General features: G+C 62.7%; 30 protein-coding genes and 1 pseudogene. 5 read left to right on the plus strand and 26 right to left on the minus strand.

Translation table 11 applies throughout. The features are described from left to right. Positions 1-66 precede the first annotated feature (66 nt). The 5 genes from WDU96_RS01050 to WDU96_RS01070 form a co-directional block, all read right to left on the minus strand. Positions 67-354, minus strand: coding sequence for an HU family DNA-binding protein (locus WDU96_RS01050; RefSeq protein WP_056223309.1), 288 nt, complete (start codon positions 352-354; stop codon positions 67-69). Positions 355-617: 263 nt separating this feature from the next. Continuing rightward, entirely contained in the window at positions 618-923 is a 306-nt protein-coding gene (gene rpsN / locus WDU96_RS01055; protein WP_337336632.1) for a 30S ribosomal protein S14, read from the minus strand. 3 nt (positions 924-926) lie between these two features. Next, complete coding sequence (gene rpmG / locus WDU96_RS01060; protein ID WP_337336633.1) at positions 927-1,097, minus strand: 50S ribosomal protein L33; 171 nt, start codon at positions 1,095-1,097, stop codon at positions 927-929. Continuing rightward, positions 1,097-1,333 carry a 50S ribosomal protein L28 gene (gene rpmB / locus WDU96_RS01065; protein WP_337336634.1) on the minus strand — a complete coding sequence of 79 codons (237 nt, stop codon included), beginning with the start codon at positions 1,331-1,333 and terminating at the stop codon, positions 1,097-1,099. The genes rpmG and rpmB overlap by 1 nt, the downstream gene beginning before the upstream one ends. A 170-nt stretch (positions 1,334-1,503) precedes the next feature. Then, positions 1,504-2,184 (minus strand): DNA-3-methyladenine glycosylase, encoded by a 681-nt coding sequence (locus WDU96_RS01070; RefSeq protein WP_337336635.1) that lies wholly within the window; start codon positions 2,182-2,184, stop codon positions 1,504-1,506. A gap of 60 nt (positions 2,185-2,244) precedes the next feature. On the opposite strand from WDU96_RS01070, the gene WDU96_RS01075 reads away from it, so the two are divergent. Further along, positions 2,245-3,864 carry an MFS transporter gene (locus tag WDU96_RS01075; RefSeq protein WP_337336636.1) on the plus strand — a complete coding sequence of 540 codons (1,620 nt, stop codon included), beginning with the start codon at positions 2,245-2,247 and terminating at the stop codon, positions 3,862-3,864. On the opposite strand, the gene WDU96_RS01080 is transcribed toward WDU96_RS01075, so the two are convergent. The 11 genes from WDU96_RS01080 to WDU96_RS01130 form a co-directional block, all read right to left on the minus strand. Continuing rightward, on the minus strand, positions 3,861-5,216 hold the full coding sequence (locus WDU96_RS01080; protein WP_337336637.1) for a hypothetical protein: 1,356 nt from the start codon (positions 5,214-5,216) through the stop codon (positions 3,861-3,863). The genes WDU96_RS01075 and WDU96_RS01080 overlap by 4 nt on opposite strands. Positions 5,217-5,331: 115 nt before the next feature. Continuing rightward, positions 5,332-6,096, minus strand: coding sequence for a TIGR03943 family putative permease subunit (locus WDU96_RS01085; protein WP_337336638.1), 765 nt, complete (start codon positions 6,094-6,096; stop codon positions 5,332-5,334). Then, a complete protein-coding gene (locus tag WDU96_RS01090) occupies positions 6,089-7,069 on the minus strand; it encodes a permease (RefSeq protein ID WP_396668899.1) in 981 nt (326 codons plus the stop codon). The genes WDU96_RS01085 and WDU96_RS01090 overlap by 8 nt, the downstream gene beginning before the upstream one ends. 28 nt (positions 7,070-7,097) lie before the next feature. Then, positions 7,098-7,508 carry a Fur family transcriptional regulator gene (locus WDU96_RS01095; RefSeq protein WP_337336639.1) on the minus strand — a complete coding sequence of 137 codons (411 nt, stop codon included), beginning with the start codon at positions 7,506-7,508 and terminating at the stop codon, positions 7,098-7,100. Positions 7,509-7,558: 50 nt separating this feature from the next. Then, positions 7,559-8,428, minus strand: coding sequence for a metal ABC transporter permease (locus tag WDU96_RS01100; protein WP_337336640.1), 870 nt, complete (start codon positions 8,426-8,428; stop codon positions 7,559-7,561). After that, a complete protein-coding gene (locus WDU96_RS01105) occupies positions 8,425-9,246 on the minus strand; it encodes a metal ABC transporter ATP-binding protein (RefSeq protein WP_337336641.1) in 822 nt (273 codons plus the stop codon). Before WDU96_RS01105 ends, WDU96_RS01100 begins: the two co-directional genes overlap by 4 nt. Then, positions 9,243-10,253, minus strand: coding sequence for a metal ABC transporter solute-binding protein, Zn/Mn family (locus WDU96_RS01110; RefSeq protein ID WP_337336642.1), 1,011 nt, complete (start codon positions 10,251-10,253; stop codon positions 9,243-9,245). Before WDU96_RS01110 ends, WDU96_RS01105 begins: the two co-directional genes overlap by 4 nt. A gap of 68 nt (positions 10,254-10,321) precedes the next feature. Next, positions 10,322-11,704: a dihydrolipoamide acetyltransferase family protein gene (locus tag WDU96_RS01115; RefSeq protein WP_337336643.1), complete on the minus strand. Its 1,383-nt coding sequence runs from the start codon at positions 11,702-11,704 to the stop codon at positions 10,322-10,324. A 20-nt stretch (positions 11,705-11,724) separates the two neighbouring features. Then, the gene (locus tag WDU96_RS01120) at positions 11,725-12,699 is read right to left on the minus strand and encodes an alpha-ketoacid dehydrogenase subunit beta (protein WP_420063934.1); all 975 of its coding nucleotides are present in this window, start codon (positions 12,697-12,699) and stop codon (positions 11,725-11,727) included. A gap of 5 nt (positions 12,700-12,704) precedes the next feature. Continuing rightward, positions 12,705-13,868 (minus strand): thiamine pyrophosphate-dependent enzyme, encoded by a 1,164-nt coding sequence (locus WDU96_RS01125; RefSeq protein ID WP_337336645.1) that lies wholly within the window; start codon positions 13,866-13,868, stop codon positions 12,705-12,707. A 10-nt stretch (positions 13,869-13,878) separates the two neighbouring features. Further along, positions 13,879-14,985, minus strand: coding sequence for a histidinol-phosphate transaminase (locus WDU96_RS01130; protein WP_337336646.1), 1,107 nt, complete (start codon positions 14,983-14,985; stop codon positions 13,879-13,881). A 44-nt stretch (positions 14,986-15,029) separates the two neighbouring features. Here WDU96_RS01130 and WDU96_RS01135 point away from each other — a divergent pair, with 44 nt between their 5' ends. Continuing rightward, positions 15,030-15,422, plus strand: coding sequence for a phage holin family protein (locus tag WDU96_RS01135; protein ID WP_337336647.1), 393 nt, complete (start codon positions 15,030-15,032; stop codon positions 15,420-15,422). Here the strand turns inward: WDU96_RS01135 and WDU96_RS01140 are convergent. Together WDU96_RS01140 and WDU96_RS01145 are read right to left on the minus strand one after the other, a co-directional pair. Next, positions 15,394-16,776, minus strand: coding sequence for a hypothetical protein (locus WDU96_RS01140; RefSeq protein ID WP_337336648.1), 1,383 nt, complete (start codon positions 16,774-16,776; stop codon positions 15,394-15,396). The two genes, WDU96_RS01135 and WDU96_RS01140, sit on opposite strands and share 29 nt — an antisense overlap. Beyond that, positions 16,773-17,060 (minus strand): hypothetical protein, encoded by a 288-nt coding sequence (locus WDU96_RS01145; protein WP_337336649.1) that lies wholly within the window; start codon positions 17,058-17,060, stop codon positions 16,773-16,775. Before WDU96_RS01145 ends, WDU96_RS01140 begins: the two co-directional genes overlap by 4 nt. Before the next feature lie 172 nt (positions 17,061-17,232). Between WDU96_RS01145 and WDU96_RS01150 the strand changes: the two genes are divergently transcribed. Continuing rightward, positions 17,233-17,739, plus strand: coding sequence for a low molecular weight protein-tyrosine-phosphatase (locus WDU96_RS01150; RefSeq protein ID WP_337336650.1), 507 nt, complete (start codon positions 17,233-17,235; stop codon positions 17,737-17,739). Positions 17,740-17,777: 38 nt separating this feature from the next. Beyond that, positions 17,778-19,160 (plus strand): adenylosuccinate lyase, encoded by a 1,383-nt coding sequence (gene purB / locus WDU96_RS01155; protein ID WP_337336651.1) that lies wholly within the window; start codon positions 17,778-17,780, stop codon positions 19,158-19,160. A gap of 10 nt (positions 19,161-19,170) precedes the next feature. On the opposite strand, the gene WDU96_RS01160 is transcribed toward purB, so the two are convergent. The 5 genes and pseudogenes from WDU96_RS01160 to WDU96_RS01180 form a co-directional block, all read right to left on the minus strand. After that, positions 19,171-19,500, minus strand: a complete 330-nt coding sequence (locus tag WDU96_RS01160) for an amino acid transporter (RefSeq protein ID WP_337336652.1) — start codon at positions 19,498-19,500, stop codon at positions 19,171-19,173. Further along, on the minus strand, positions 19,497-20,234 hold the full coding sequence (locus tag WDU96_RS01165; RefSeq protein ID WP_337336653.1) for an acyl-CoA synthetase: 738 nt from the start codon (positions 20,232-20,234) through the stop codon (positions 19,497-19,499). The genes WDU96_RS01160 and WDU96_RS01165 overlap by 4 nt, the downstream gene beginning before the upstream one ends. Positions 20,235-20,325: 91 nt before the next feature. Then, positions 20,326-21,069, minus strand: coding sequence for an alpha/beta fold hydrolase (locus WDU96_RS01170; protein WP_337337631.1), 744 nt, complete (start codon positions 21,067-21,069; stop codon positions 20,326-20,328). A 177-nt stretch (positions 21,070-21,246) separates the two neighbouring features. Beyond that, positions 21,247-21,603: pseudogene (locus WDU96_RS01175) on the minus strand (pyridoxamine 5'-phosphate oxidase family protein); the annotation flags it as partial. Positions 21,604-21,681: 78 nt separating this feature from the next. Further along, positions 21,682-21,969, minus strand: coding sequence for a metal-sensitive transcriptional regulator (locus WDU96_RS01180; protein ID WP_337337632.1), 288 nt, complete (start codon positions 21,967-21,969; stop codon positions 21,682-21,684). Between the two features lie 210 nt (positions 21,970-22,179). On the opposite strand from WDU96_RS01180, the gene WDU96_RS01185 reads away from it, so the two are divergent. After that, positions 22,180-23,475: an L-fuconate dehydratase gene (locus WDU96_RS01185; RefSeq protein WP_337336654.1), complete on the plus strand. Its 1,296-nt coding sequence runs from the start codon at positions 22,180-22,182 to the stop codon at positions 23,473-23,475. A 72-nt stretch (positions 23,476-23,547) separates the two neighbouring features. Here the strand turns inward: WDU96_RS01185 and WDU96_RS01190 are convergent, their stop codons facing one another. The 3 genes from WDU96_RS01190 to WDU96_RS01200 form a co-directional block, all read right to left on the minus strand. Beyond that, a complete protein-coding gene (locus WDU96_RS01190) occupies positions 23,548-24,237 on the minus strand; it encodes a FadR/GntR family transcriptional regulator (protein ID WP_337336655.1) in 690 nt (229 codons plus the stop codon). Between the two features lie 78 nt (positions 24,238-24,315). After that, on the minus strand, positions 24,316-26,256 hold the full coding sequence (locus WDU96_RS01195) for a clostripain-related cysteine peptidase (protein ID WP_337336656.1): 1,941 nt from the start codon (positions 26,254-26,256) through the stop codon (positions 24,316-24,318). 143 nt (positions 26,257-26,399) lie between these two features. Beyond that, complete coding sequence (locus tag WDU96_RS01200; protein WP_337336657.1) at positions 26,400-26,738, minus strand: TraR/DksA family transcriptional regulator; 339 nt, start codon at positions 26,736-26,738, stop codon at positions 26,400-26,402. Positions 26,739-26,761 lie beyond the last annotated feature (23 nt).

The raw sequence follows: 26,761 nt of genomic DNA on the forward strand, positions 1-26,761 counted from the left end.
TCCAGCCTAAGCCGAAGGGGGACACCGCTCGCGCGGCATCCCCCTTCGGTAAAGCGTCGTCGGCTACTACTTGACGGCAGCCTTGAGCTTCGAGCCAGCGGTCACCTTGACGCGCTTGCCTGCAGGGATCTGGATCTCTGCGCCAGTCTGGGGGTTGCGGCCGGTGCGAGCCGAGGTCTCAACCTGCTCGAACGCGATCCAGCCGGGGATGGAGACCTTGCTGCCCTTGGCAACAGCCTCGGAAACGGTGGCGAACAGGGAGTCGAGCACGCCCGATACGGCAGCCTGGCTCTGTCCGGTGGCGCTCGCGATGCTCGCGACGAGTTCGGTCTTGGTGATGGACTTGTCGGCCATGGGTGTTCCTCCAAAGGGGGCGGATTCGCCGCCCTCTCATTGCTGGGACCGGGCAGCTGAACGCTCCCGGCTGGTCGGATCGACCGCCTCGACTATAGCCAATTTGCCGCGTAATCACGCGGATTTCAGCGGGTATTGGCCCTATTGGTCGGCGTGTCGTGGTTCAGATGTGGTTTTTGTGACAAAAGTGACTCGAATTGGGCGCACAAACGCGACAGCCCCGCAGTTCCAAAGAACTGCGGGGCTGTCGGCGTAAGCGGTGCTTACCAGCTGGACTTGGTCACGCCGGGCAGCTCGCCACGGTGTGCCATGTCACGGAAGCGGACACGCGAGATGCCGAACTTCGTGAGGACACCGCGGGGACGACCGTCGATGACGTCGCGCGAACGCAGACGAACCGGCGATGCGTTGCGGGGAAGCTTCTGCAGACCGAGACGTGCGGCTTCGCGCTGCTCGTCGGTCGACGTGGGGTCAACAAGAGCCTTCTTCAGCTCAAGGCGCTTTGCGGCGTAGCGGTCAACGACGGCCTGACGCTGCTGGTTGCGCGCGATCTTGCTCTTCTTAGCCATGGATCAACGCTCCTCTCGGAATTCAACGTGCTTGCGGATAACCGGGTCATACTTCATCAGCGTGATGCGGTCAGGGTTGTTGCGACGGTTCTTGCGCGTGACGTAGGTGTAACCCGTGCCAGCGGTCGAACGCATCTTGATAATCGGGCGAACTTCCTGTGACTTCTTAGCCATTAGAGCTTCACTCCCTTCGCGAGGAGGTCTTTGACGACGGACTCGATGCCGCGTGCGTCAATGACTTTGATGCCCTTTGCCGAAACGTTGAGCTTGATGCTGCGACCAAGCGACGGAACGAAATAGGTCTTCTTCTGCACGTTCGGGTCGAAGCGGCGCTTCGTCCGGCGGTGCGAGTGCGAGATGGTGTGACCGAAGCCGGGAACAGCTCCAGTCACCTGGCACACTGCTGCCATAATGATTTCTCCTTAGTACCGTGGCACCGGACGGTGCCACCCAAGATCCCTTGTCTGCACCCCGCGCAACAGCGGGCCATTTCTGGCCGGAATGTGGTGTGGGGGGCGAACTGCGTGCTGGAGTGCGCGCAGACAAGGAGTCAGTCTAGCACGCCGGGCGTGTCGCCCTGTCAGTCGCGCACTGGCATGAGGTCCGCCGCGCCGCGACCCCAACGAAACGGCGACACCGTCGCATCGCCGGCAAGCCAGAATCGCCACGGAAACGCATCCGTGCCCGCCACGCCAGCAACCCCCACACGTGGGCCCGACGCGTATGCGGTCAACGGTGACTCCCGAATGAGCAGTCGAGCGGAGGCGCCTTGTTGAACAGCACCAGTGATCACGTCGATTCCGTCATGAATGGGATGCCGCAGACCCACGGCTTGGCCCAGCTTGCCCGGCCCACGAGCGAGGTCCCTCGCGGTGCGCGCCGCGACGCGGCGGCGAGTGGCAGCATCCAACCCATCCACCACCTCGCCCGCGCGCAGCAGCACTCCACCAGCGACGTCCTCGGGTGCGCACACAACGTTCACGCACGAATGGATGCCGTGGCTGAGATACACGTAGATGTGTCCGGGTTCGCCCCACATGGTGGCGTTGCGCGCCGTCTTGCCCATGCGTGCGTGCGATCCCGGATCGGGAACGTCGCCGGTGCCTTGTCCGTGATAGGCCTCGACTTCCGTCAACCGCACGGCAACGGTTTCACCGCCCACCTCGGTCACCAGCACCGCCCCCAACAGCCGAGGCGCGACGGCAACGGGCAAATCTGCGAGATCCTCGCGTGTGACTTCACGCAAGTCGGGCCGGTCCATGCGGGGATTCTACGCACGATTCTTCGGCACGCGGCGCGCGCTTGTCGCTAGTGTCCCAGTATGAAGCATTGGTCCGCGCTGATCATTCTCGGGGTTTCGCAGTTCGTCATGGTGCTCGATAGCACCGTCATGAACGTGTCGATATCAACGGTAGCCGCCGACCTCGGCACCGATATCTCGGGCATGCAGGCAGCCATAACGCTCTATGCGCTCACAATGGCCTCTTTCATGCTCACCGGAGGCAAGCTCGGTGATCGGTGGGGCCGCAGCGCGGCATTTCGCATCGGCTCGATCATCTACGGACTCGGGTCCATCACGACGGCGTTGAGTCCGACGCTTCCGGTGTTGCTCATCGGCTGGTCACTCGTCGAAGGCTTGGGCGCGGTGCTGGTGATCCCTGCGATTGCCGCGCTTGCCGCCACGAACTACGCCGGGCGCGACCGTGTTATCGCCTTTTCAGCACTCGGCGCCATCACCGGGTTCGCAGCGGCAGCTGGGCCGCTGATCGGTGGGCTGATGACCACCTACTCGTCGTGGCGCTACGTTTTCGTCGGCGAAGCAATCGTGATGGTGCTCGTGCTGCTGGCGTCGGGCACCCTCAAAGACACCCCCGGCAACAAGGCGATGCGCATCGATGTGTCAAGCGTGTTCTTGTCAGCCGCGGGCATGGCGTTGCTCGTGTTCGCGGTGCTGCAGAGCAAGACCTGGGGCTGGTTGCAGCCGCTGAACCCACCGACGGTGGGTGACGTCACCATCGCCCCGTTCGGCATCTCGCCGGTCGCGTACATGATCGTCATTGCGATCGTCGTGCTGGCGATCTTTGTGCGACGACAAAACCGCCTTGAGGCCAGCGGAAGAGTGCCGCTGCTCAAAGTCAGCATGCTGAAGATCCCCGCACTGCGCAGCGGGCTCACGATGTTCTTGGCCCAGTACTTTGCGATCGCTGCGCTCTTTTTCGTCGTGCCGGTGTACCTGCAAACAATTCTTGGATTCAACGCGCTAGAAACCGGCTTGCGAATCTTGCCCCTATCACTCGGGCTGATCTTGCTCTCGATCGTCGGGTCTCGAATGTCGACCGTGCGCTCAGCCCGCAACATCGGACGAATCGGACAGCTTCTGCTCGGCATTGGCATCTTCATCGTCTTCGCTGCCGTTCAGCCGACTCTTGCCGGCTGGCAGTTCGCGACAGGAATGTTCATCGTCGGTGCTGGATTCGGTCTGCTCGCCTCACAACTGGGCAACGTCAATATGTCTGCGGTCAGCGCAGATGACACGTCAGAAGTCGGCGGTTTGCAGGGCACATTTCAGAACCTGGGAACGTCGTTCGGAACCGCCGTGGTGGGGTCGGTGTTCATCTTGATGATGACGTCCGGATTCGGAACCGCCGTCGCCTCAAGCGCGACTCTGCCTGAAGACGTCATCTCTCAGGTAACCGAGAACACCGCCAAAGGCGCGCCCATCATCTCTCAACAGCAGGCAGAGCAGGCGATGCTAGACGCGGGCAGCACCGCCGAACAAGCGTCAGAGGTCGCCCAGATCTACGCCGACGCGCAAGTCGAGTCACTGCAGCAGTCGTTGTTCATTGTCTTCGCCCTGACCCTGTTCGCGCTGCTGCTCTCACGCGGACTGCCGTCGAAGATCGCGGTGCCCGAAAAGCGCGATACGTCCGAAGCAGATTAGTACGGCGGCACCTGGCACCAAGAGATCGACGAGCCCGTGACAGCGATGGTTTCTTGACCGTCAGCTATCTCGAGAATGCGGGTTTCGAGGTAGCCAGGCAACGGCAGCTGGTACGTGTCGTATGCGTTGTCGATCACATCGGGGGCGACGATCAGCGCGAGGTAGCGCGCACTTGGCGATACGCACACCTGAACGAGCGCGTCGGTTTCAGCGATCTCTGCGAGCGCCCTGGTGTCGCCATCGCTCGCGACCACATCCACGGTGGTTCGACCGGTCGGGGTGTCTCCGTCAAGCACCGCGCCAGAGCGGACCGTCGAGTCATCGGGCAGCGGGGTGACCGTTGTCACGAGCGGCAATTCTCCGTCAGCGGCGACGAGTGGTTCCTCGCTTGCGTCAGTGAGGTCGAGGACCGTGCGCTGATCGATGCGTTCAACGATGGCGCGCGAAGACCCTCGCGCAATGCCATCAATCCCCTGCGCCGTACCCAGATTCGTGGCTTGACCGGCACCCTCTGCCGAGGCGCCGAGGCCTTCCGAGCTGCCGAGCAGCAGCGCTCCGTCAAAAGTAAGCAGCAGAATGCTGTCGGTGTCGGGCACGAAGCGCCAGTCGTTGATGCGCGGATCGGCGCCCTCGACCTCGATGGGCACGGGGGCTGCATCCGGATCATCCAGCGAAACGGTGAACAGCATGCTCTCACGCCCGCTCGTCTCGGTGAGTTCGGCATCTGAGTATGTGTACCCGACCACTTCACCGCGATCCGCGCTCTGCAGGTTTGTCACGTAGCCATCGCCCGGCAACGGCAGATCCTGTGCGTTCTCACCGTTCAGATCGGTCATGATCAGACGCGCTTCATCTGCCTCGGTGCGCGTCGAGATCACGAGGTGCGTGGCGGTCGCACGAAAGTCTTCGATGTGAGGGTCGGTGAACACCGCTATCGCTTCATCACCATCAAGGTCGGTGCGAAAGATGGTGTCCTCGGTGGCATCCCTGCGCAACAGGTGCACCTCGATGGGCGGAGTGGTGAACGTCTCGGTGACGGTCGTCGTCGGGCCGCCTCCTAGTGACTCCACATCGTTGATCGTCACCGTGTACTCGGTGTCGTCCCATAGCGGCAGCGTGAAACGCACCCCGACGCTGCGACCCGAGGTGTCGACAGCGAACGGTGTCGCGGGGCTGACCGTCACTTGTGAGGCGTCAACTTCTGCGATCGACTGCGAGGTAGTCACGATGAGTCGTGACCCTGATGCTGCTACGGCCGCTTCGGGATCCACCTGCACGTCAGTGACGCGCGGCCCCTGGGTGACATTCGCCGCAGCGCCCGCGACTCCGATGAGCGCGAGAACGCCGGCCACGATCGCAAAAGACCGCACGAACGCTCGCCCCCGACGCTGGCGTGAGGCACCGCGGCGGGTGGGCTTCGCAGCGCGGCGCGTGGACCTTTCGGCGCGGTGCGGCGGCGGTGGCGAACTAGAACTCATAGGGAATCTCGGGCTCGTCGATCTCTTCGATACTGGTGGGCTCGATCGCAAGCTGCCCGTCTGAGGTCGAACGCACCGTTCCGGTGACCGTCACCCATTGCCCGGTTTCGGGAATCTCAGCGTTTGACGCGATCGAGACGCTCGCCGGCTGCGCATCGATGACGCAGTGCGTGATCACCAACCGGGTGATGTCGAAATCGCCGCTTTCGCTCGGTGTCACGAACCCGGTGAGTTCGACCGCGTTCCCATCAAATGCATCGGGATTGGTGGCGGTTGCGAACACACTCGCCCACTCGCCGACACCGAACGAGTCCGTGTCGCCGGTCGCCGCAAGGGTCACGATGTCGCTTCCCGCAAACAGCGGTGCGGCACCGACGTCTCGAGAGATGGCAATCTCTGCAGACAGCGAAGCGGGAGCCAGTCCGAGCGTGAGCAAGACGACTCCGGATGCTGCCACGCCCCCAACGACCGTTGCGGCAACTGCCCCCCGGTGCGGCGCGTGTGAGTGTGAACCCTCATCAGCATCGTGGCCATGATCATGGCCGTGGTCGCTCTCAGCACCGAGCGGCAACGCAAAAGAGGCCACCGTGCCGATGAGCACGATGAACGCCATCGACACCGCGAACCACGTCGAATCGGGGTTGATGTAGAGCGCGAGCCGGTCAGTGAATGCCAGGCTCAGCGTCACGACGGAAAGAATGGCGGCAAGCCCGACCCCGAGCCACCGGGTGCTGAGCGCCTCGAGCTTAGGCAAGAAGATTCACCACCGTTCCGATGGCAAAAGCCGCGAGCAGCACGACCACGACCACTCCGGCCAGAGTTCGGGTCGTGAAGGTGGTGCGCATGAGCGCGAGCATCTTCACGTCAACCAGCGGGCCCACGAGCAAGAACGCCACCAACGAGCCGGGCGTGAATGTCGAAGCAAACGAGAGTGCGAAGAATGAGTCGACGTTCGAGCAGATCGACACCACCATCGCAAGCGCCATCATGGCGACAATCGACAGCGCGGGGTTTGAACCGATTGCGAGCAGCATGTCCCGTGGCACGATGACCTGCACCAGTCCGGCGAGCGCCGAACCGATCACGAGAGCCGGCATCACGGCGCGAAGTTCCACGACAAACTGGGCGAGTGTTTTGCGGCCCTTTCCGCCGGTCTCGTGCGTGACCATCTCGCAGGTGTCGCGAAAGCGATCGGTCAGGAGCGCATCAGGCGATGGGTGCCGACTGTAGAGCCAACCGATGAGGTTGGCGATCGCGAAGCCGCCGAGCAGGCGTGCGATCAGAATGCCGTCGTCCATCCCGAACGCCTGGTGGGTCGTGATGATGACGATCGGATTGACGATCGGCGCGGCGATGAGGAATGTCATCGTGTCCGACACCGAGAAACCTCGCATGAGCAAGCCCCGCGCGAAGGGCACGTTGCCGCACTCGCACACCGGAATGAACATGCCCAGCAGTGACAGCACCGCCCGACGCGCCCACGCCCGCCGCGGCATCCATCTTTCGATCATGCCCGGGGGAATCCACACCTGCACCACGATCGAAAGCACGACACCGAGCGCGACAAAGGGCATCGACTCGATCAGCACGCTGATCGACAGCGTCAGAGCGTCTTGGGCTCGGGTTGAGAGCGGGTCGCTGAAGAGCGTCGGCACAAATGCGTCGATCACAAAGAGCGCGGCGACAGCCAGCACTCCAATGCCCAACGCAACGACGGTGCCCCGCACGCCCGAAGACGCGTCGACCCGTCGGGTGTCAGTGATCGACACGCTCGCCTTGCGCCCGGGTGCACGAGGCGCACAGTCCGAAGATGTCGACGATGTGCTCGGCCGCGGTGAATCCGTGCTTCTCGGCGGTCGTGCGCGCCCACTGCTCGACGGCGGTCGCTTCAATCTCGACAGTGCGCCCGCAGTTGCGGCAGATCAGATGGTGATGGTGGCCACTCGACACGCAGGCGCGATACAGCGCTTCGCCGTCAGGACTCTGCAGCGAGTCGGCTCCGCCATCGGCGGCAAGCCCGGCAAGCGCGCGATACACGGTGGCAAGTCCGATGCCAGTGTTCTCGTCGCGAAGGGTGGCGTGAAGCCCCTGTGCGCTGACGAACCCGCCAGCATCAGCGAGTGCTTCGCGCACGCGTTCGCGTTGCCAGGTGTTGCGCTGAGCCATTGTCGGAGTCTACCGGCGCGTACCCGAACCATTGCTGGACGAATACCGAGTCATTTGGCGATCTTCGCAATCGTCACGCGATCTCGTCGAGCCCCGATGATGCGGCAGACCACGTAGATGAGAAACGACAGCGTGGTGATGTAGGGGCTCACCGGAAGGGTGCCAGCGATGGCGAGCAGAATGCCGCCGACTGCTGAGACGAACCCGAACACGGCCGACAGAAGCGGCACGCTTAGCGAGCCTGATGCCACACGCATGGCTGCAGCCGCGGGCGTGACAAGCAGGGCCATCACCAACAGCGCACCGATGATGTGAACCGCGACGGCCACCGTCAGCCCCAGCAGCAGCATGAACCACAGCGATACGCCGGTCGTCGGCACGCCACGAGCCGCCGCTGACTGCGGGTCGAGTGAGTCGAACCTGAGCGGTCGCCACACCAGCAGCAAAGCGATCAACACGAACGCGCTGATGCCGATCAACCAGCCGAGCTGACTCGATTGCACTGAGACGATCTGCCCGGTGAGCAGGCTGAAGCTGCTCGCGCTGCGACCGTCGTAGAGCGCGAGAAACAAGATTCCGAGACCGAGACCGAATGGCATCAGCACGCCGATGATCGAGTTGCGGTCGCGCGCGCGGGCGCCCAGCCAGCCGATGATCGCCGCGGCGACGATCGAACCGACGATCGAACCGCTGACGACGTCAGCGCCGATCAGCAACGCAGCAGCGGCACCCGCGAATGAAAGCTCGCTGATGCCATGCACAGCGAATGCCATGTCGCGCTGGATCACGAAGACGCCGATGAGACCGCCGATCAGCCCAAGAACGGCCCCCGCCCACACGGAGTTGGAAACCAACGCGAGAATTTGCCCGTAGTAGGGCAACCCGCCAAAGAGTGCATCGTAGATCGCGTCCCAGTTCACTCGTGCACCTCGTCACCGTGATGGTGGTGGTGTGAGTCCTCGGCGTCGGGTGCGCCCACGACGACCAAGCGGTGTCCGGCGCGAAGAACGAACACGGGTGCCCCGTAGAGAGCGCTGAGCACAGTGGAATTGAGAACTTCTTCTGGAGTGCCGAGCGTGAACCGTCCCTGGGCGAGATACAGAACGCGATCCACCTGGTGCAGCAACGGATTGATGTCGTGTGTCACGAGCATGACGGCAGCGTTGTGCTCGGTGCGGTGCTTGTCGATGAGCGAGACCACCGCTTGCTGATTGGCCATGTCAAGGCTCGTCAGCGGTTCGTCGCACAGCAACAAGCCCGGGTCGTCGGCAAGGGCCTGGCCGACGCGCAGCCGTTGCTGTTCGCCGCCCGACAGCATTCCGACAGGGCGGTCAGCGAACTCGGCGGCGCCCACAGCCTCGATCAAGGTGTCAACGCGGGCCCTCTCGCCGCGACGCGGAATCGGGAGTCCGAATCGATGCCCACTGACGCCGAGAGCCACAAGATCCCGTCCGCGAAGCGCAGTATCTGGCGGCAACGGTCGAGACTGCGGAATGTAGCCGATCTCTCGGTTTCCTTTGCCGCGCACCACCTCGCCAGCGACCGTGACGGTGCCTTCACTCAGCTCTTCGAGACCGAGGATCGCGCGAAGCAGGGTGGTCTTGCCCGAACCGCTGGGCCCGAGCACAGCGATCATCTCACCGGCGTGAACCGTCAGGTTGAGGCCAGCCCACAGCTCTCGCCCGTCACGCCTGAGTGCAGCATCCCGAATTTCGAGCGCAACTGGCTCCTGGCTCACGAATCGAGCGCTGCCGCGAGGTTCTCGATGTTCTCCTGCATCCACGAGATGTAAGTCTGGCCCTCCGGGAGCGTTTCTGAAAACGCGACGACTGGAATATCTTCGGTGTCGGCTTCTGTGACAACCTGCTCGGTCTCGGCGCCGCCGGTCTGCGTGTTGGTGATCATGACGCTCAGCTCGCCATCGGTCACGATCGAGAGCGCCTCAAGCAGGATTGCCGGGGCGACATCTTGCCCCTCTTCGACCGCTTCACTGAACTCGGACGGGGTCACATCTTCAAGCCCGGCCGCGATCACCAGGTAGCCTCCGACGGGCTCGGTCAAGAATGCTTCGTCCCCAGCGTGTGCGGCGTCGATTTCTTCTAGTGACTCTTCGAGCCCTTCGATTTCGTCGTGAAAAGCTTCGGCGTTGGCCGTAAAGATCTCAGCGTCGTCTGGGCTGATCTCGCCGAGCTCTTCGGCGATAGCGTCGGCGACGTACGCCATGGTATGCGGGTCGTACCAGACGTGCTCGTTGAAGCCTTCGATGTGATCGTGACCAGCGTGGTCATCTTCATCGGCGTGCTCCTCGTCTTCATCCTCGGAGTGCTCGTCCTCGGAGTGATCTTCGTCACCCTCCTCAGTCGGCCACGAATGCGAGAACTCTGCCGCCGTGATGACGTGCGCCTCAGAGCCGCTGGCCTCAACGAGCGATTCCATGAACGAGTCGTATCCGCCGCCGTTTTCGATGACCAGGTCGGCCTGCTCAACGGTCAGCTGATCGCGCGCGCTCGCCTCGAAGGAGTGCGGGTCTTGAGCAGCATTCGTGACGATCGAGGTGACTTCCACCAGGTCTGCGCCCACTACCTCAGCGATCTGCCCATACACGTTGGTCGACGCGACCACGGTGATCGCATCTGTCTCAGAGTCAGAAGTTGCGTCTGAGGTGGTGCTCGCGCAACCAGAAAGGACGAGAGCGGATGCTGCACCGAGACCGAGCAACACGAGGGGGCGAGAGGGCGTCTTCATGCCGCAATCGTACTTCTGTTGATAATGGTTATCAAATCCGTTAAAGAGGATCTGATGTCAGCTCAGGATCAGTCGAGCAGCAGAGCCGGCTCTTCGAGGATCGATGCCACGTCGGCGATGAAGCGGCTCATGCCGTCACCATCGATGACCCGGTGATCGAAAGAGCCAGCGACCGTGGTAACCCAGCGTGGCCGCACCTCACCGTCAACCACCCAGGGCTTCTGGCGAATTGTGCCCAGCGCCACGATTCCGGCCTCACCCGGATTGATGATCGGGGTGCCCGCGTCCATTCCGAAGACGCCGATGTTCGTGATCGTGATCGTGCCGCCCTGCTGATCCGCAACCGACGTCTTGCCCTCGCGTGCCGTCAACACCAGCTTTTCCAGCGCGCGCGCGAGCTCGCGCATCGACATGTCTTGCGCATCTTTGATGTTGGGCACGAGCAGGCCCCGAGGCGTGGCAGCGGCGATGCCGAGGTTCACATAGCGGCGCACCGTGATCTCGGCCGCTCCATTCTCGCCATCAACCCAGGCGGCATTGACCATCGGCGTGCGCTGCGCCGCCCACACCACGGCACGAGCCATGATCAGCATCGGCGAGACTTTGATATCAGCGAAGTCTGTCGAACTCTTCAGCCGCTTGACCAGTTCCATCGTGCGTGACGCGTCGACGTCGGTCCACACACTCACATGAGGTGCCGAGTACGCAGACTGCACCATGCCTGACGCCACAGCCTTGCGAACACCCTTCACGGCAAACGTCTCTTCACGCTCGTCGCCGTTGGCCACGGTGCGCTCAGGTTCTGTCGTGCGCGTGGGTGCCGGGCGCGGCGACACTGGAATCGACTCCTCGCGCACGTCACCCCACTCAGGTGTCTCGATGTTGCGGAAGACGCTGGCCTGTGACGCGTGGCGCAAGACATCGTCACGAGTAACTTCTCCCGCAGCGCCTGTCGGAGTCACCGCAGCGAGCTCCACGCCGAGGTCGCGGGCGAGCTTGCGAATTGGGGGCTTCGCCACGACGCCCACCGACGACGTAACCCGTTCTTGAGCTGACGCGACCGGCTTGCGGCGACGCGATTTCACCTGCCCCCCGGTGCCGTACCCCACGAGCACAGCGCCACCACCCTCATCTTCTGCGGGCGTTGCTGGTTCACCGTGCTCGCTCTGACCGATCGTGGCGGGTGACGCAGCGGCATCCACCACTGCGACGATCGTGATGATCGCATGCCCCACACTCACCGTCTCGCCCTCGGCTGCCAGAAGTGTGCCGACCGTGCCGGCAAAGGGCGAGGGCAGTTCGACGAGTGACTTGGCTGTTTCGATCTCGACCAGCACATCATTCACAGCGACGGTGTCACCAGGGGCAACGCGCCATTGGACGATCTCAGCTTCGGTAAGTCCTTCACCGACGTCGGGAAGAACAAAGGTCGATTCTGCGGGAGTGCTCATCGGTGTCTCCTCAGACAGTGTCAGTAGGCCAGCGCGCGGTCGACCGCTTCGAGAATGCGGTCGGCATCGGGAAGGAACTTTCCCTCGAGCTTGGCGGGAGGAAAAGGTGTGTCGAACGCTGAGACGCGCAACACCGGCGCCTCAAGGGCATAGAACGCCCGCTCCATCACCGTCGCGGCGATCTCGCTGCCGACCGAGGTGAAACCGGGCGCCTCTTGGGCATAAACCATGCGGCCGGTCTTTCGGACGGATTCGAGGATTGGCCCGTAGTCGACCGGCGACAGCGAGCGAACGTCAACGACCTCGCAACTCGTGCCCTCAGATTCGGCCAAAGCTGCTGCCTGCAACAGCGTCGTCACCATCGCACCGTGACCCACAAGAGTCACATCGGTGCCGCGCCTGACGATGCGAGAGGCGTGCAGGGGCACTGAATGCGCGGTGAGATCGACCTCACCCTTCTGCCAGTACTTGCTCTTGGGCTCAAGAAAGATCACCGGATCAGGCGAGCGAATCGCATCTTGGATCATCCAATACGCATCGTTCGCGGTCGACGGTGAAACGACCCGCAGGCCCGGCGTGTGCGTGAAGTACGCTTCGGGGCTCTCTTGGTGATGCTCGATTGCGCCAATGTGGCCGCCGTAGGGAATGCGGATGACGACCGGCATCTGAATCGCGCCCTCGTGGCGATAGGTCAGCTTGGCGAGCTGCGACGTGATCTGGTCGAACGCAGGAAAGACGAAGCCGTCGAACTGAATCTCGCAGACGGGTCGAAACCCGCCCATGGCAAGACCGATTGCTGTTCCCACGATGCCCGATTCGGCAAGAGGCGTATCAAGCACGCGACGCTCTCCGAACTCCGCCTGAAGCCCCTCCGTCACACGAAAAACGCCACCGAGCTTTCCGATGTCTTCGCCCATCAGAATGACGTGATCGTCTTCTGACATGGCCGCGCGCAGCCCGGCGTGTAGAGCACGGCTGAGGGGCATGGTGGTCATCTCGCTCATGACGCATCTCCTTCGAGGGATGCTTCATACTCGGCGAGCCACGTGCGTTGTTCTTCAATCAATGGGTGTTTTTCCGAGTAGACGCTGTCGAAGATCATTGACTGCTCAAGTCCGCCCAGCTCGTTTGTTCGAACGCGGATGTCATCGGCGACGGCAGCGCATTCGGCCTCAACGTCATCGAAGAATGCGTCGGCCGCGCCGCGCGAGCGCAGGAAGGCACGCATGCGCACCATGGGGTCGCGTAGCTGCCACGACTCTTCTTCGGCCGCGGTGCGGTACTTCGTGGGGTCGTCGCTGGTGGTGTGGGCGCCGAGCCGGTACGTCATGGCTTCGATGGCCCGGGGGCCCGCTCCGGAGCGCGCCTCATCGAGTGCTCGGCGCGTTACGGCATAACTTGCGATGACGTCATTTCCGTCGATGGGGATCGAGGGCATGCCGTATCCCTCACCGCGCTTGTAGAGCGGTGAGCGAGACTGCGTGGCGACGGGCACTGAGATCGCCCACTGGTTGTTCTGCAGAAAGAACACCTCGGGCGTCTGATAGCTCGCGGCGAACACCATCGCCTCGTGCACATCGCCCTGGCTCGAAGCGCCGTCACCGTAGTAGACGATGACAGCTTCATCACGGTCAACGTCGCCGCTGCCGCAGCGGTCATCGAATACGAGGCCCATGGCGAGCCCGGTAGCGTGCAACGTCTGCGACCCGAGCACCATCGTGTAAATGTGCGTGTTGCCGTTCTTCGGGTCTGTCGGATCCCATCCGCCGTGGGTGAGTCCACGCATGATGCGAATGATGTGAATGGGGTCCACCCCTCGAATGCGCGCTACTACATGCTCGCGATACGAGGGAAAGAGGTGGTCCTGTGCACGCGCTGCCCGCGCCGAACCGACCTGCGCAGCTTCTTGCCCATAGCTCGGTGGCCAGAGTGCGAGCTGACCCTGTCGCTGCAGATTCGTCGCTTGCACGTCGAACGCGCGAATCTCAGCCATATCGCGATATAGGCCTTCGAGCTCAGCATCGCTCAAAGAGTCGACGAGGTCTAGATATGGCTCTGCCGCTGGCGTGGGCGCAAACGACCCGTCCGCGGCGAGAATACGCACGATCCCGGGAGCCTCGGGGATCGCTGGGGCGTCAGTGGTCAACGATTCTTCAGACGTCACGGCTCTAACGCTACCGTCGGCCCCGATGAGCGGCTGGGAGGGCTCCAACAATGGATTCGGCGATTCGTAAGACCTTGCCTACAGATTCCTCCTCGCCGACGCTGATGCGAATGCCTTCACCGGCGAAGGGGCGAACGATCAGTCCCGCCGCTTCGAAGGCCTCAGCGGCCGCCATCGTCTCGTCGCCGGTGGCCAGCCAGACGAAGTTGCCTTGCGCGTCAGGTACGCGCCAACCTATCTCGCGAAGACCTGCGGCGAGGCGATCCCGACGCTCAGCGATCACCGCAACACGTGCCCGCAGTTCGGTCTCGACGTCGAGGCTCGCCAACGCAGCCGACTCCGCGTGAGCGGTGACCGAGAGCGGAATGCCGGTGCTGCGCGCGGCATCGAGAATTCTCGAATGACCGACCGCGTACCCAATGCGCAGGCCTGCCAACCCCCATGCCTTGGAGAAGGTGCGCAGCATCACGACGTTTGGATGGGTGCCTCGTGCAAGTACGAGAGTTCCGTCGACCGCGCCAGGCGCTGTCACGAATTCGGCGTATGCCTCGTCAAGAATGATCAGTACGTCACTCGGGATCTGCGCGGCGAAGTCGTCGAACTCTGCCTGCGTCACCACCGGGCCGGTCGGGTTGTTCGGCGTGCAGACGATGATGGCCCGCGTGCGGTCAGTGACGGCGCTTGCCATCGCGGGCAGGTCGTGGCGAGCGTCTTCGGTAAGCGGCACCTGCACGCCGACGGCACCGGGAACCACCGTCAGCCATGGGTACGCCTCGAACGAACGCCACGCGTAGATGACCTCGTCTCCCGCTGCGGCGGTGGCGAGTATCAACTGCGACAGAATCGACACGCTGCCAGCAGCCACGTGCACTTCGTCAGAGGTCACCCCGAAGCGCGCGGCGAGGCGCTCGCGCAGTCGCCTAGCCGTGGCATCGGGGTACCGGTTGACGGCGCTTTCGGCGCGCAGTGCTTCAGCTACGCCTGGCAACGGATCGAACGGGTTCTCGTTGCTTGAGAGCTTGAAGGCGTCGCCGCTAGCTTGCCGACCCTGTTTGTAGGCGGGGAGGGCTGCGATCTCGGGGCGGACGCGGACGGGGATATCTGCAGCGTCGGTCACCTGCTGAGTCTACGAGTCCGCTGGCATGCGAGACTATCCGCACTATGAGCTTCTTCATCCGCATCATTGTGAACGCGTTCGCTATCTGGGTGGTGACCCTTATTCCCGCCCTCCAGGTGAGCGTGATTCCCTTCGCCCCCGGCGACACTCTGCAACTTGTGCTCACCCTGCTGCTGGTGGCGTTCATCTTCGCGCTGGTCAACATGATCATCGGCACCGTCATCAAAGTGCTGGCGTTCCCGCTTTACATCCTCACTCTGGGTCTCATCGGTCTTCTCATCAACGGATTCTTGCTCTGGTTCAGCGCATGGATTACCGAGTTCTGGGACTTCGGTCTGCGTGTCGAGGACTTCTGGTGGGGTGTAGTTGCGGCGATCATCATCACCCTCATCAACTGGTTCTTCGGCATCATTCTTCGTCCCCAAGAGAAGCAGTAGCGCCCTCGGAATCGGCCCGCGTCGCCGCGAACTCGGTGACCTCAACCGTGGTCGCGTGTGCGAGCTCCTCAAAGACCTCGCTCAACTGATTCACCCGCGGGTCAGCGGAAGCGTCAAGCATCGTCGCCGTTTCGACGTAGCTCGTCATCTGGTGAGATGGAATGCCCAGGTCGTCCGTGCCAGCCAAAGGATGCGCCTCGCGTTCCGCGATGAAGCTGCCAGGGGCGCCCACCGACTCCATGAAACCCCCACCGGCGAGCGCAGCAACCGGGTCATCGGTGTGTCGAATCCCGACGCTCAACGTTGATGAGCCCACATCTGCCTCGACTGGTGAGCCGAAGTTCACGAGTGTGCGGGTGCTGTACTCGCTCTCGAGGGCAAGATGACTGGTGATCATCGCGCCCTGCGAATGACCGAACGCGTGCACGACGTCACCCGGGCGTGCACCCGCAGCACGCAGCGCGGATTCGGTGGCGTCGTATGACGCGGAGCGCGATCCGCTGTAGAGCTCGACGTTTGAGCGGGAGTCCCACGGCTCCGTTGCGCTCACCGCCATCGTGCGCGTGCCCGAGACATAGACGGCGAACTGTCGAGTTCCATCAGCCATCGTGTACTTCTCGACCCTGACCTGGCTCGCCCCGGTGCGGGGTATGCGCTCCGCAGCACTGGTGAGGCTCGTCGGGGCAGCAGCAGGCGGTTGCTTCGAAGCAGCCACCTGCACAGGCTGCGCCGATCCGTTCAGCGTCACGTCACTTTGCACTCGACCCCAGCCGCCAACACCGGTGAGCGCAGCGAAGCCAATGGCGGTGCCGCCCACGGCTACGCCGCCTACCGCGGCCGCAAGCAGGTCAGCGCCTCGAGCGGTATCGAATAGCCCGCCGAGGTCGTAGCCTGCCTCGGTTGCTTGACGTACGAGGTCGCCGGGCCAGAGCACGGCACGTTCGAACTCGGCCAGACGAGCGCGTTCCATCGCTTCGGGATGCTGCGCCATCAACGCGGCCCGCTGTTTCTCGATCGCCGCCACAGCACCGTCGTCGCCCGCCCAGAGCGCCACCGTATGGCGCGCATTCAGCTCAACCAGCTCGTAGATGGCCGCCGCGGCCCGCAGATCTGCGGCGATCCTCTCGCCACGCGCGGCGGCATCAGTCAATCGCGCCGTCAGCAGCGCGAGCGTCGACAATGCCACCCCCGCGTATTGCCGCTGGGCGAAGAGCATGTTCTGCAAGCTGCCCACGCGTGCGCAGATTCGGCTGAGTTCGTCGGAAGCGACGATGAAACGTGCGGCGGTCTCTCGAAGCGTGGCGGTGTCGACTTCAACTGCTCCGCCACCTCGAATGTCGAGCTCGCCGCTCACTCGCACGCCCACGCGGCGTAGGCGGCATGTTCATGCGCGCGTCGCACATCACCCACGCCCTCATATGCGAGCACGCCGAGCCGGCTGAGGTCGTGTGCCCAGTCCTCAGCCATCAGGTGAAACGCCGTTGCTGTCTTGGACTGCCACTGCGTTGCGGCATCCAGCGCGCGTGCTTGCACAAGCGCGGTGCACAGCGGAGCGATGATCGACTCCAACTCCCGCACCACAATCGCCAACTGATCGGTGGCGGTAGCGGCAGGAGAACAGGGCGCTTCAACGAACATGACGTTCATCTTTGTTGCCGCGTGCGCGGCAGCATCCACCCCTGATCGAGATGTGAACGCGGCCGGTCTGCCTCGCGGGTGGGGAGGAGCGAAGTCCTCGATTCACCCGAATGCCCGTCGTATCGTGACCGCGACTCGATGAAAGCGCGCCAACAGGGCCAGAATGGAAACTATGACCGCGAGTGCCGCCGAGCCTTTCCGCGTCGTCTTCGTCTGTACCGGAAACATCTGCCGATCGCCTATGGCTGAGGTGGTATTTCGCAAGGTCGCTGACGATGCTGGCTTGGGCGCGCGAGTGGCATCAAGCAGTGCAGGAACCGGCGACTGGCACGTCGGTGAGCAAGCTGATCAGCGCACGCTCGACTCGCTCGCTCGAGCGGGCTTCGATGGCAGCCACCACCGGGCGCGGCAGTTCACCCATGCCGATTTCGCGCACAACGACCTGATCGTGGTGCTCGACCGAAGCCACGAGCGCATTTTGCGCGGATGGGCGCGATCCGACGCAGATGCAGACAAGATCGTGCTGCTGATGTCGTTCGACGACCCTGCAACCTCGGTGGATGTGCCTGACCCGTACTACGCGGGGCCCGGATTGTTCGATGAGGTCCTCGGTATGATTGAAAGCGCGAGCCGGTCTCTCTTCCGGCAACTCGAACCTGCGATTCGCCCGGTGCGCTGATACCGGCTATCGCCTCAACGCGCTTCGACGGGAGCACCGTGTCCTCTCTCCCCCCTCAGCCCCTCAGCCCGCTCGATGGTCGCTACCAGTCCGTCGTCACCGGACTCGCTGACTACCTTTCAGAGGCCGGCCTCAACCGTGCCCGCGTCGAGGTAGAAGTCGAGTGGCTCGTAGCCCTCACCGACCGCTCGCTGTTCGGAACAGCACCATTGGCTGACGACGATAAAGCCCGTCTACGCGCGCTCTACCTTGAGTTCGGACAGGCTGAGATCGACTGGCTCGCCGACAAAGAAGCGGTCACCCGACACGATGTGAAGGCTGTCGAGTATCTGGTGCGTGACCGGTTGTCGACGCTCGGTCTCGACTCGATCGCCGAGCTGACGCACTTCGCCTGCACCAGCGAAGACATCAACTCGACCGCCTACGCCCTCACTGTGCAACGTGCGGTGCAACGGGTCTGGTTGCCTAAGTTGCACACTGTGATCGAGGCGCTCTCGCAGCTCGCTGTCGAGCACCGGGATGCTGCGATGTTGTCGCGCACGCACGGTCAGCCCGCGACCCCCTCGACGATGGGCAAAGAGATCGCCGTGTTCGCGTGGCGTCTCAAGCGGGTGGCCGCGCAGATCGAAGGCGGCGAGTACCTCGCGAAGTTCTCTGGCGCGACCGGCACATGGTCTGCACATCTCGCCGCAGAACCTGATGTGGACTGGCCCGAGCTCTCCCGTTCGTTCATCGAAAGCCTGGGCCTGGGATTCAACGTGCTCACCACACAGATCGAGTCGCACGACTGGCAGGTGGAGCTCTACGATCGCGTGCGTCATGCCGGTGGCATTCTTCACAACCTCGCAACCGACATCTGGACATACATCTCTGTCGGCTTCTTCACCCAGATTCCGGTTGCCGGCGCCACTGGCTCGTCGACAATGCCGCACAAGATCAACCCGATTCGCTTCGAAAACGCCGAGGCGAACTTCGAGATTTCAGGTGGACAGCTCGCAACGCTGTCGCAGACCCTTGTGACCTCTCGTATGCAACGCGACCTCACCGATTCGACGACGCAGCGCAACATCGGGGTCGCTTTCGGCCACTCCCTGCTGGCTCTCGACAATCTTGCGCGCGGCCTGCGCGAAATCTCTCTTGCCGAGACTGTGCTGTTGGCCGATCTCGACGCAAACTGGGAAGTTCTCGCCGAAGCGATCCAGACTGTCGTGCGCGCCGAAATCGCTGCCGGTCGCTCACAGATCACAGATCCCTACGCGCTGTTGAAAGAACTCACCCGCGGGCGCCGTGTGGGAGCGGTGGAACTGGCAGAGTTTGTGCGCGGCCTCGATATTGGCGATGCCGCCAAGGAGCGACTTCTCGTTCTGACGCCGGCTACGTATGCCGGTCTCGCGTCACAACTCGTGGACGAGCTCTCGTAGCGGCGAGCGCCTACGCCTTCGGACCGGCGTCGCCTTCAACGTCGTCAGTCGATTCTTCATCGGGCAGCAAGACCGGCTTTTCGAGCGGTTTGGTGAACTCAGTGGGATCAATGGCGAGCAGCAACAGCGACACCACGAGCAGCACTGCGATGAATGAAACACCCGCGACCACGAGCGCGGTGACGATTGCGACCTGTGCGTCACTGCCGGGGCGGTCTTGAAAGAAGCCCATCGATACCAGAGTGACGACTCCCGCGAACAGCGCTGCGGCGAACGCCAGGCCCAGCAGCTGCACCGGCTTCATGAGGTCGCGACGGGTGGTGGGCTTGTCGTCAGTCACGCGGGGTCCTTCTGTTCGACGGGCGCAGAATCCGCCGCTTCGGTAGTTGTTGGCGTGGCGGCACGCGGCGAAAAGCCAGCGATTGCGAGGTACACGGCCACGATTGCCGCGTATGCACCAAACACACCCACACCAACGACAATGCCGGTGAGAGTGAATGTCTGGGCCGCTTGGTCGATCGTGTACTCGAGCGCAAACTCCGGGCGCACGAACAACAGTGCCGTGGCGAAGATCAGCGTGAGCGTGCCGATCACTACTCCGTCTCGTGCCTCGCTCTTAGCTGCAGGATGCTGCGCAGCGAGCGCCGCGGCGGGCGCAACGCGCTGCTCGACACCACCAATGCTGGGCGCGGCACCCGGTGTGCGCGCGTTGCGCAACGCTCGCGCCCCCGCGAGCGTCTCAATCAGTCCGCTGGCGATGGCCCACGTGATGACGAGCACAAGATAGCCGACAGCAGTGCGCGCGGGAGCAATGCTTCCGACCATGCCGGCAACGAGGGCGGCGATGCCCAAAAGCACAGACGGCCAGCGTGCTCCGGCCGGATAGACCAACCACACCGACAGCAAGAACACCATTCCTGTGGCCACAGCAAATCCGCTGAAGACCGTCGTGCCGATGAGCGCCGAATGGTCGGGGGAGAAGGTGATCATCACCGCCGCAATCGCCGCGAACGCGGCACGAGCGAGTTGCACGTGCCGCACTTCGAACGTGGGAATACGGGCTGGTGATGTCAAGGGAATCCTGCGGAGATCTCGGGCCTGCAATCGCAGACGAATGGTGCAAGTCTAAGTCGTGTCGCTGGGAGCGACCGCCTAGCGCGAATTGCTATTGGGAGAGGAAAGACAGCGCCTGCTCGCGAAAGTCGCGTGACCCAGGCGTGTTGAAGTGGTGACGATCGGGCACGGGCGCAAAAATCCCCTGCGGCGTGGCATCGGCGAGCAACCGCGAACGCTCGAATATTGCGTCCTCCGTTCCGGTGGCAAACAGCACCGGTTGCGTGGGAGGATTCGCGGGATCCGGATCGCTGTCGGCGAGACGCATTCCTTTCGCGAGGGCGATCAATGCCTTGATGTCGTTGCCGACCACGCGTTCTGCGAGCGTTACATAGTTCTTGGTCACCGGATCCTCCACCGCAACTCCGTTCTCGGCGTACGCTCGCGCCTGCTCGATCTGCAGGCGTGCCAACGGTCTGCCGTCTGGAATGCCGCCCAGAACCGCGCGTGAAACGTGTTGCGGTGCATCGACGGCAAGCTGCCAGCCAACGCGCGCGCCAAGCGAATAGCCGACAAGTGAGACGTCGTCGAGCAGATACGTGTCTAGCACCGTGAGCAGATCACCGACGAGTGACGGCATCGTGTAGACGCGAGCCTCGTGCGGCTTCTCGCTCGCTCCGTGTCCGCGCTGATCGACAGCAAGAACACGGAAGCCGGCGCGGGTGAGGTCACGCACCCATCCCGTGCTTACCCAGTTGTCGCGTGAGCTCGACGCGAAGCCGTGCACGCAGAGCACGGTCTTGGCGTCGGTGTCTCCCCAGCTATACGTCGCGATGCGAATTCCGTCTCCCGACATCACAAATCGCGGGTCTGGAACTTCGGTGATCAGACGCGACGACGCCTTCGGAGTGGCCACTGCGCTTCGCGGCTTCGAGCGGCGCTCGTCTCGCGGCGTGCTCGTGGCCGGCGCGCTCGGGGGCGGCGTCTTTGGCGGTGAAGCAGCCCTCAATGTCGGTGAGCCCATCAGTTTCTTCGGCGCGATGCGAATCACCACGCGCTTCGGGTTCGGCTGCGGTTGGCGATACCTCGCTGAGTAGAGCTCCACCGCGCGGGCAACGGCTTCTGGATCCCGTTCAATCGTGGCATCACCGGCGATGCTCAGCCATTGGGGCCCTGCGACCTGCCCGACCGTCGCGCGCGGGTCGCGTTCGATGTTGCGCACCTTCTGAGTGCCATCGCTCGTGATGATGCGAACGACCCCGTCCGCGACCGTGAATCCGACGGCCACTACGTGCAAACTGCCGTCGGGCGCGACGGTAGAGAGCGTAGCAAGGTGATAATCCTCGATCAGCTTGCGTCCATCGTCGCTGAGCGCAGCATCCAGATCCATCGATTCCTCCCCGCGCGCCTGTTTGGCGCCTCTCGCACGACGCTATTACACGGGAGCGGCTGCGGGCCGGGGAATGTCCTAGGCGAGAGTCAGAAAGAGCTTCTCGAGCTCCTTCACCTGGGTGTCAGAATCGGCATCCGTATCAGCAAGACACTCTTGCATCGCGGTGGAGATCACAAGGAACCCAGCACGATCGATCGCTTTTGACACGGCCGAGAGCTGTTGCACAACATCGCGGCAGTGCGCTTCGCTTTCGACCGCGGCGATAACTGCGGCCAGTTGGCCCTGGGCACGCTTCAGCCGGTTTGCGATCTTGCGCTGCGCGTCAGGATCGTGCACGGCGGGGGAACTGCTCTCTGGGGGCATTTCAGCATCCTCTCGGTTGTCGAGCACCTCTCCAAAATACCCTAAGGGGTATAGATTCGGGCGGCCCTAGAGAGTATTCGCGCCTCTTTGCGCTCATTGAGCCGTAGAGATCCCATGAAATCGGGCATTGGTTTGATGGAATGATTCTCTTTGGGTTAGGTTGATACCTATACATCCGATGTTTACTCATTGGCATGTGGAGAGGAAGACATGGCTGTCATCACCAACGTCGTCACACACGACATCCGGTTCCCCACGTCGCTGAGCCTCGATGGCTCCGACGCGATGAACCCCGACCCCGACTATTCCGCTGCGTACGTGGTCATCGAAACCGACGCGGCCGACGGTCTCGAAGGGCATTCGTTCGTATTCACGATCGGACGCGGCAATGACGTCGAAGTTGCCGCGATCAACGCGCTGCGCGATCACATTCTCGGGCTAGACATCGACGAACTGCTCTCAGATATGGGTGCCGCATCTGCGCTGCTCAACCACGATTCGCAGCTGCGCTGGCTGGGCCCCGAAAAGGGCGTCATGCACATGGCGATCGGCGCGGTCGTCAATGCCCTCTGGGATCTTCGCGCCAAGCGCGCGGGCGAGCCGCTCTGGCTTCACCTGTCGAAGCTCACACCCGAAGAAATCGTCTCGATCGTCGACTTCCGCTATTTGACGGACGCGATCACGCCAGATGAAGCGTTGCAGATTCTGCGCGCCGCTGAGCCAGGGCGCGAGGAGCGCATCCAGAATCTGCTCGACTCTGGATACCCCGGTTACACGACGACACCCGGCTGGCTCGGGTACTCCGATGAGAAGCTGGCGCGTCTGTGCAAAGAGGCCGTCGCGGATGGCTTCGGGCAGATCAAGCTCAAAGTGGGCGCCGACCTCGACGACGACATTCGTCGCATGAGAGTTGCCCGCGCATCGGTGCCGGCCGGCTTTCCCATCGCCATCGATGCGAACCAGCGCTGGGATGTCGCAGATGCGATCGAGTGGGTGCAAGCCCTCGCCGAGTTCGAGCCGGCATGGGTGGAAGAACCCACGAGCCCCGATGACATCTTGGCGCACGCTGCGATCGCCCGCGGCATCGCACCGATTCGCGTCGCAACCGGCGAGCACGTGCAGAATCGCATCGTCTTCAAGCAGATGTTGCAGGCAGGGTCGCTATCGGTGATGCAAATTGATGCTGCGCGCGTCGGTGGGGTCAACGAGAACATCGCGAACCTGCTTCTGGCTGCCAAGTTCGGGGTGCCGGTGTGCCCCCATGCCGGCGGCGTCGGGCTGTGCGAGGCAGTGCAACACCTCTCGATGTTCGACTACGTCGCGGTGAGCGGTGAGATGGAAGGGCGAATGATTGAGTTCGTCGATCATCTGCACGAGCACTTCATCACACCGACGGTGATTCGCGACGGTCAGTACATTGCGCCCACCACGCCGGGTGCAGGAACAGAGATGCTCTCGACCTCGATCGAGGAATTCACCTGGCGCGGACAACCCGCCAGTGCGTGACTCTTGAGCGCGTAGCGCGGCTGGGCTCAGCGGGGGTGGCTTCAGCCATCTCCGCTGAGCCAAAGCCTGGCGTTACGCCACATCGTCCGGGGGCGTCGCGTCGCGCAACCATTCCTCAACACCGCTGACGTGCGTGAGCATGCGCGCCGCGGCAAGTTCAGGGTCGCCTCGACGAAGTGCTGCGAGAATCGCGCTGTGCTCGTCGATGGTTCGCCTCGCGGCACCCTGCTGAGTGATGCCGCGCCAAACTCTCGCGCGCACAGTCCCCCCTGAAATCGACTCCACAAGCCGCGCCAAGTACTCATTACCCGATGCATCGACGATGCCCTGGTGAAACGCCACATCGTGACTTACAAGCTCTTCGATAGAGCCCTCAGCATCGGTCTCATCTATTTGAAGCTGAAGCGAGTCGGCTATCTCATCGGTCATATGCAAGGCGGCCAGTGATGCCGCCGCAGGCTCCAGGATGCGACGCACGCCGAAGATCTCCACGAGTGAGTGGTCCGCGTGAAGATCAACGACGAAACTCAGCGCTTCGAGCAGCAGGCGCGGTTCGAGGCTGGTGACGTACGTGCCATCGCCGCGCCTGACGTCGAGTACGCGCATCACCTCGAGCGCTTTCACCGCTTCGCGTAGCGAGTTGCGTGAGAGGCCCAGGCGCTCCCCGAGTTCCTTCTCTGGTGGCAGTCGGGCGCCGGGTCCGAGTTCTCCCGACGTGATCATTTCTTTGATCCGAAGAATCGCTTCGTCAGTGACAGCCATACCGCAATGATATCCAGACATCGGATCTCTTTTGGGGCGAGGAGGAGGCGAGCGAAAACCGCCCGCAGAGCCTAGCCGTCAGGGGATGTCCACCTCGACGCTCACCGTATCGGCCTGCTGTCCGTAGTCTTGCACGTCGGCGTCGAGAACGAGCGTCGTGCCAGGCTCAAGATAGTTCAGCGCATATTCGATAGCCGGCAGATCTGCCGAGATGCCGTCGTCATCGGTACGTTCATATTCCCACTGCTCATCGTCGACCAGCACGAGCGCGACCGGGTAGATCCAGCCATCGCTATCTGGAACCAACGCCCCATAGGTGCCAGATTCGTCAAGAAGATAGAAGTCCTCCTCGAGAATCGTGTCGTCGTCATCGACGATGATCGACAGTAGCGCGTCTTGAATGACATCATCGTCGGGTGAAACGTACTCGAGCGGAACGTCGATCGTTCGATAGCCGGTCTCGGGGTCAGTCGTCACGTCCTGATATACGTCGATCTCGCTTTCGCCATCGCTGAGCGTCATGTAGGTGAGGTCGTAGTCAACGCTCATCGATGCGCGGTCGACGCCAACCGACAAGGGCACAGCCATCTCGGCCACATAGACGATGTCGTCGCCGTCGCGGTATCCCACCGACACGGTCGAGCTGATCACCGCAGCTGCTGCAGCCGCCGGAATTGAAGCCGTGAATGATACGCCAGCGTCGCTGAAGCTGACGTCGGTCGCGGTTTCGTCGTCTTCAAAGCTGGCTCTCATCTCCACGGCGAGCTCGCGGCCACTCTCGAAGAACGCTGACAGCACGCCTGGCCAGGCTGGCACGTCCTCGAGAGTCAGATAGTCAGACAGAAAGTACTGTTCAACTTCAGGAAAGTAGATCGACAGGCCAGAGGCCGAGTCGGTTGCGGGTCCTGTCGTCTCTGCGACGACAATCGCCTCGAGTGACGCCGTCACCGCGTCGGCAGCGTCGGCAACCTGAGCGCCCCCAGACTCAGCGAGGTTTTCCACGTAGCTGCCGAGATCTATTTGGTCAGTAGCAAGTTCTGGATCGGGATTGCGACCAAACTCGAGAATGCCCGACTGGGCCCTCGCCATCGTGGGCCCGAGCCCGTCAGGATCCGCTTCGTAGGCACCTGCGAGCTGGGCAACGGCAGCTTGAAGTTCGGTCACTTCAGACAGATCGAGGAGGGCGAGCGTGATGTCTGATCCCGTCCCCCATTCGTCAGCTTGCAGGGCGTACCCATCAATGAGGGCGGTGCCGAGATCAGTGGCAGTTGTCGTCTGCGGGCCATCCGTGAGCACAGCCAGCTCTTGGTAGTTCCAGCCGTGTCCTGGTTCGAGCTCCTGCGACGCGAGCATGAATTCGGCGTGCAACGACATGATGCTCGCGACCTCGTAGGTGGCCATGAGGCAGGCGTCAAACCCGACGAAATCCAGAGCCTCGATGCCCGCGCGTTCGAGACCGTCGCTCAAGCCCTCATTCATCTCGGGAAGCGTGAGGACATCGAAGTCGTTGGTCTCGTCTGGCCCCATTCCCGGCCATCCAGCGCCATGATCCCAAAGAACGAGTCCGTAGTGATCGGCAGGAAACTGCATTGCAGTGTCGGCGACGAAGTCGGCGAGCGTTTCAGGATCACCCATGTTCAACTCGCCGGGCTCATCGACGATTTGCAGGTGGTCTTCTTCCACCCGGAAGGCCACGGTGTCTTCCCAATCGGCGAGATCGACCGCCGGGTCGTCAGAGTAGTCGGGGCTGCGATCCACCAGGGCGACGATATTCACGTCATCGGTCGAGCCGACTGACGCCATCTCAGCGAGATCGTCGAGCGCGAACGGTTCGAGGTCGGTGTCGGCGATCATGTAGACCATGAGCGTCCAACTGCCAGCCTCGCGCACCTCGCTGTCGCTCGTGGCCTCATCGCCGTCGGGTCCAGATGAGGTGACCGCGATGAGCACCGCGAGCCCCACGAGCACGACGGCGAAGATCGCCCCCAATGTCCACCACCGCAGTCTTGTATTGCCCATTCGCTCATTATGTCGGCGCGTCCTGCCGCTCGCAGACGAGAAGCCGCCGATCCGTCAGTTTCATTCGAATCACATGAAATTCTGCATCGCCGGTGTCGTTGCCTCGCCCTGGGCGACCGCCAGGTTGCGGTGTGTGGCGACCCCTACTTCGCCGCGCAGTTGACACAGCGCAGAGCCGCAGGACGGGCCTCAAGCCGCGCCGCCGGAATATTGCGCCCGCAGCCGATGCACACGCCGTAGGTGCCGGCTTCAGCTCGCGCGATTGCAGCAACCAGGTCGTCGAGCTCGGCCGCCGTCGCGACGCGCAGACCTTCGAGTCTCGACCATTCACCCGACAGCGTCGCACCGTCAGGGTCGTGCTCATCGTCGGCGGCATCGGCGCCGCGCTCTTGTCGCAGAAGGTGCATCTCTGCCTCCAGCCGCTCTCTGCGCTGCTGGGCCTCGAGCCAGTTGCGACGCAGTTGCTCCGACGGTCCGGTCATGGTGCAAAGAGTTTCATACTGGT

The organism is Microbacterium marmarense (genome assembly GCF_037204165.1).
In the GTDB taxonomy this organism is placed as follows: domain Bacteria; phylum Actinomycetota; class Actinomycetes; order Actinomycetales; family Microbacteriaceae; genus Microbacterium; species Microbacterium marmarense.

Bases quoted from the DNA above. Each gene is read 5' to 3' on its own strand.
- WDU96_RS01050 (WP_056223309.1), bottom strand. From the start codon at position 354: ATGGCCGACAAGTCCATCACCAAGACCGAACTCGTCGCGAGCATCGCG.
- rpsN (WP_337336632.1), bottom strand. From the start codon at position 923: ATGGCTAAGAAGAGCAAGATCGCGCGCAACCAGCAGCGTCAGGCCGTC.
- rpmG (WP_337336633.1), bottom strand. From the start codon at position 1,097: ATGGCTAAGAAGTCACAGGAAGTTCGCCCGATTATCAAGATGCGTTCG.
- rpmB (WP_337336634.1), bottom strand. From the start codon at position 1,333: ATGGCAGCAGTGTGCCAGGTGACTGGAGCTGTTCCCGGCTTCGGTCAC.
- WDU96_RS01070 (WP_337336635.1), bottom strand. From the start codon at position 2,184: ATGGACCGGCCCGACTTGCGTGAAGTCACACGCGAGGATCTCGCAGAT.
- WDU96_RS01075 (WP_337336636.1), top strand. From the start codon at position 2,245: ATGAAGCATTGGTCCGCGCTGATCATTCTCGGGGTTTCGCAGTTCGTC.
- WDU96_RS01095 (WP_337336639.1), bottom strand. From the start codon at position 7,508: ATGGCTCAGCGCAACACCTGGCAACGCGAACGCGTGCGCGAAGCACTC.
- WDU96_RS01110 (WP_337336642.1), bottom strand. From the start codon at position 10,253: ATGAAGACGCCCTCTCGCCCCCTCGTGTTGCTCGGTCTCGGTGCAGCA.
- WDU96_RS01115 (WP_337336643.1), bottom strand. From the start codon at position 11,704: ATGAGCACTCCCGCAGAATCGACCTTTGTTCTTCCCGACGTCGGTGAA.
- WDU96_RS01120 (WP_420063934.1), bottom strand. From the start codon at position 12,699: ATGACCACCATGCCCCTCAGCCGTGCTCTACACGCCGGGCTGCGCGCG.
- WDU96_RS01135 (WP_337336647.1), top strand. From the start codon at position 15,030: ATGAGCTTCTTCATCCGCATCATTGTGAACGCGTTCGCTATCTGGGTG.
- WDU96_RS01145 (WP_337336649.1), bottom strand. From the start codon at position 17,060: ATGTTCGTTGAAGCGCCCTGTTCTCCTGCCGCTACCGCCACCGATCAG.
- WDU96_RS01150 (WP_337336650.1), top strand. From the start codon at position 17,233: ATGACCGCGAGTGCCGCCGAGCCTTTCCGCGTCGTCTTCGTCTGTACC.
- WDU96_RS01170 (WP_337337631.1), bottom strand. From the start codon at position 21,069: ATGTCGGGAGACGGAATTCGCATCGCGACGTATAGCTGGGGAGACACC.
- WDU96_RS01180 (WP_337337632.1), bottom strand. From the start codon at position 21,969: ATGCCCCCAGAGAGCAGTTCCCCCGCCGTGCACGATCCTGACGCGCAG.
- WDU96_RS01185 (WP_337336654.1), top strand. From the start codon at position 22,180: ATGGCTGTCATCACCAACGTCGTCACACACGACATCCGGTTCCCCACG.
- WDU96_RS01190 (WP_337336655.1), bottom strand. From the start codon at position 24,237: ATGGCTGTCACTGACGAAGCGATTCTTCGGATCAAAGAAATGATCACG.
- WDU96_RS01195 (WP_337336656.1), bottom strand. From the start codon at position 26,256: ATGGGCAATACAAGACTGCGGTGGTGGACATTGGGGGCGATCTTCGCC.
- WDU96_RS01200 (WP_337336657.1), bottom strand. From the start codon at position 26,738: ATGACCGGACCGTCGGAGCAACTGCGTCGCAACTGGCTCGAGGCCCAG.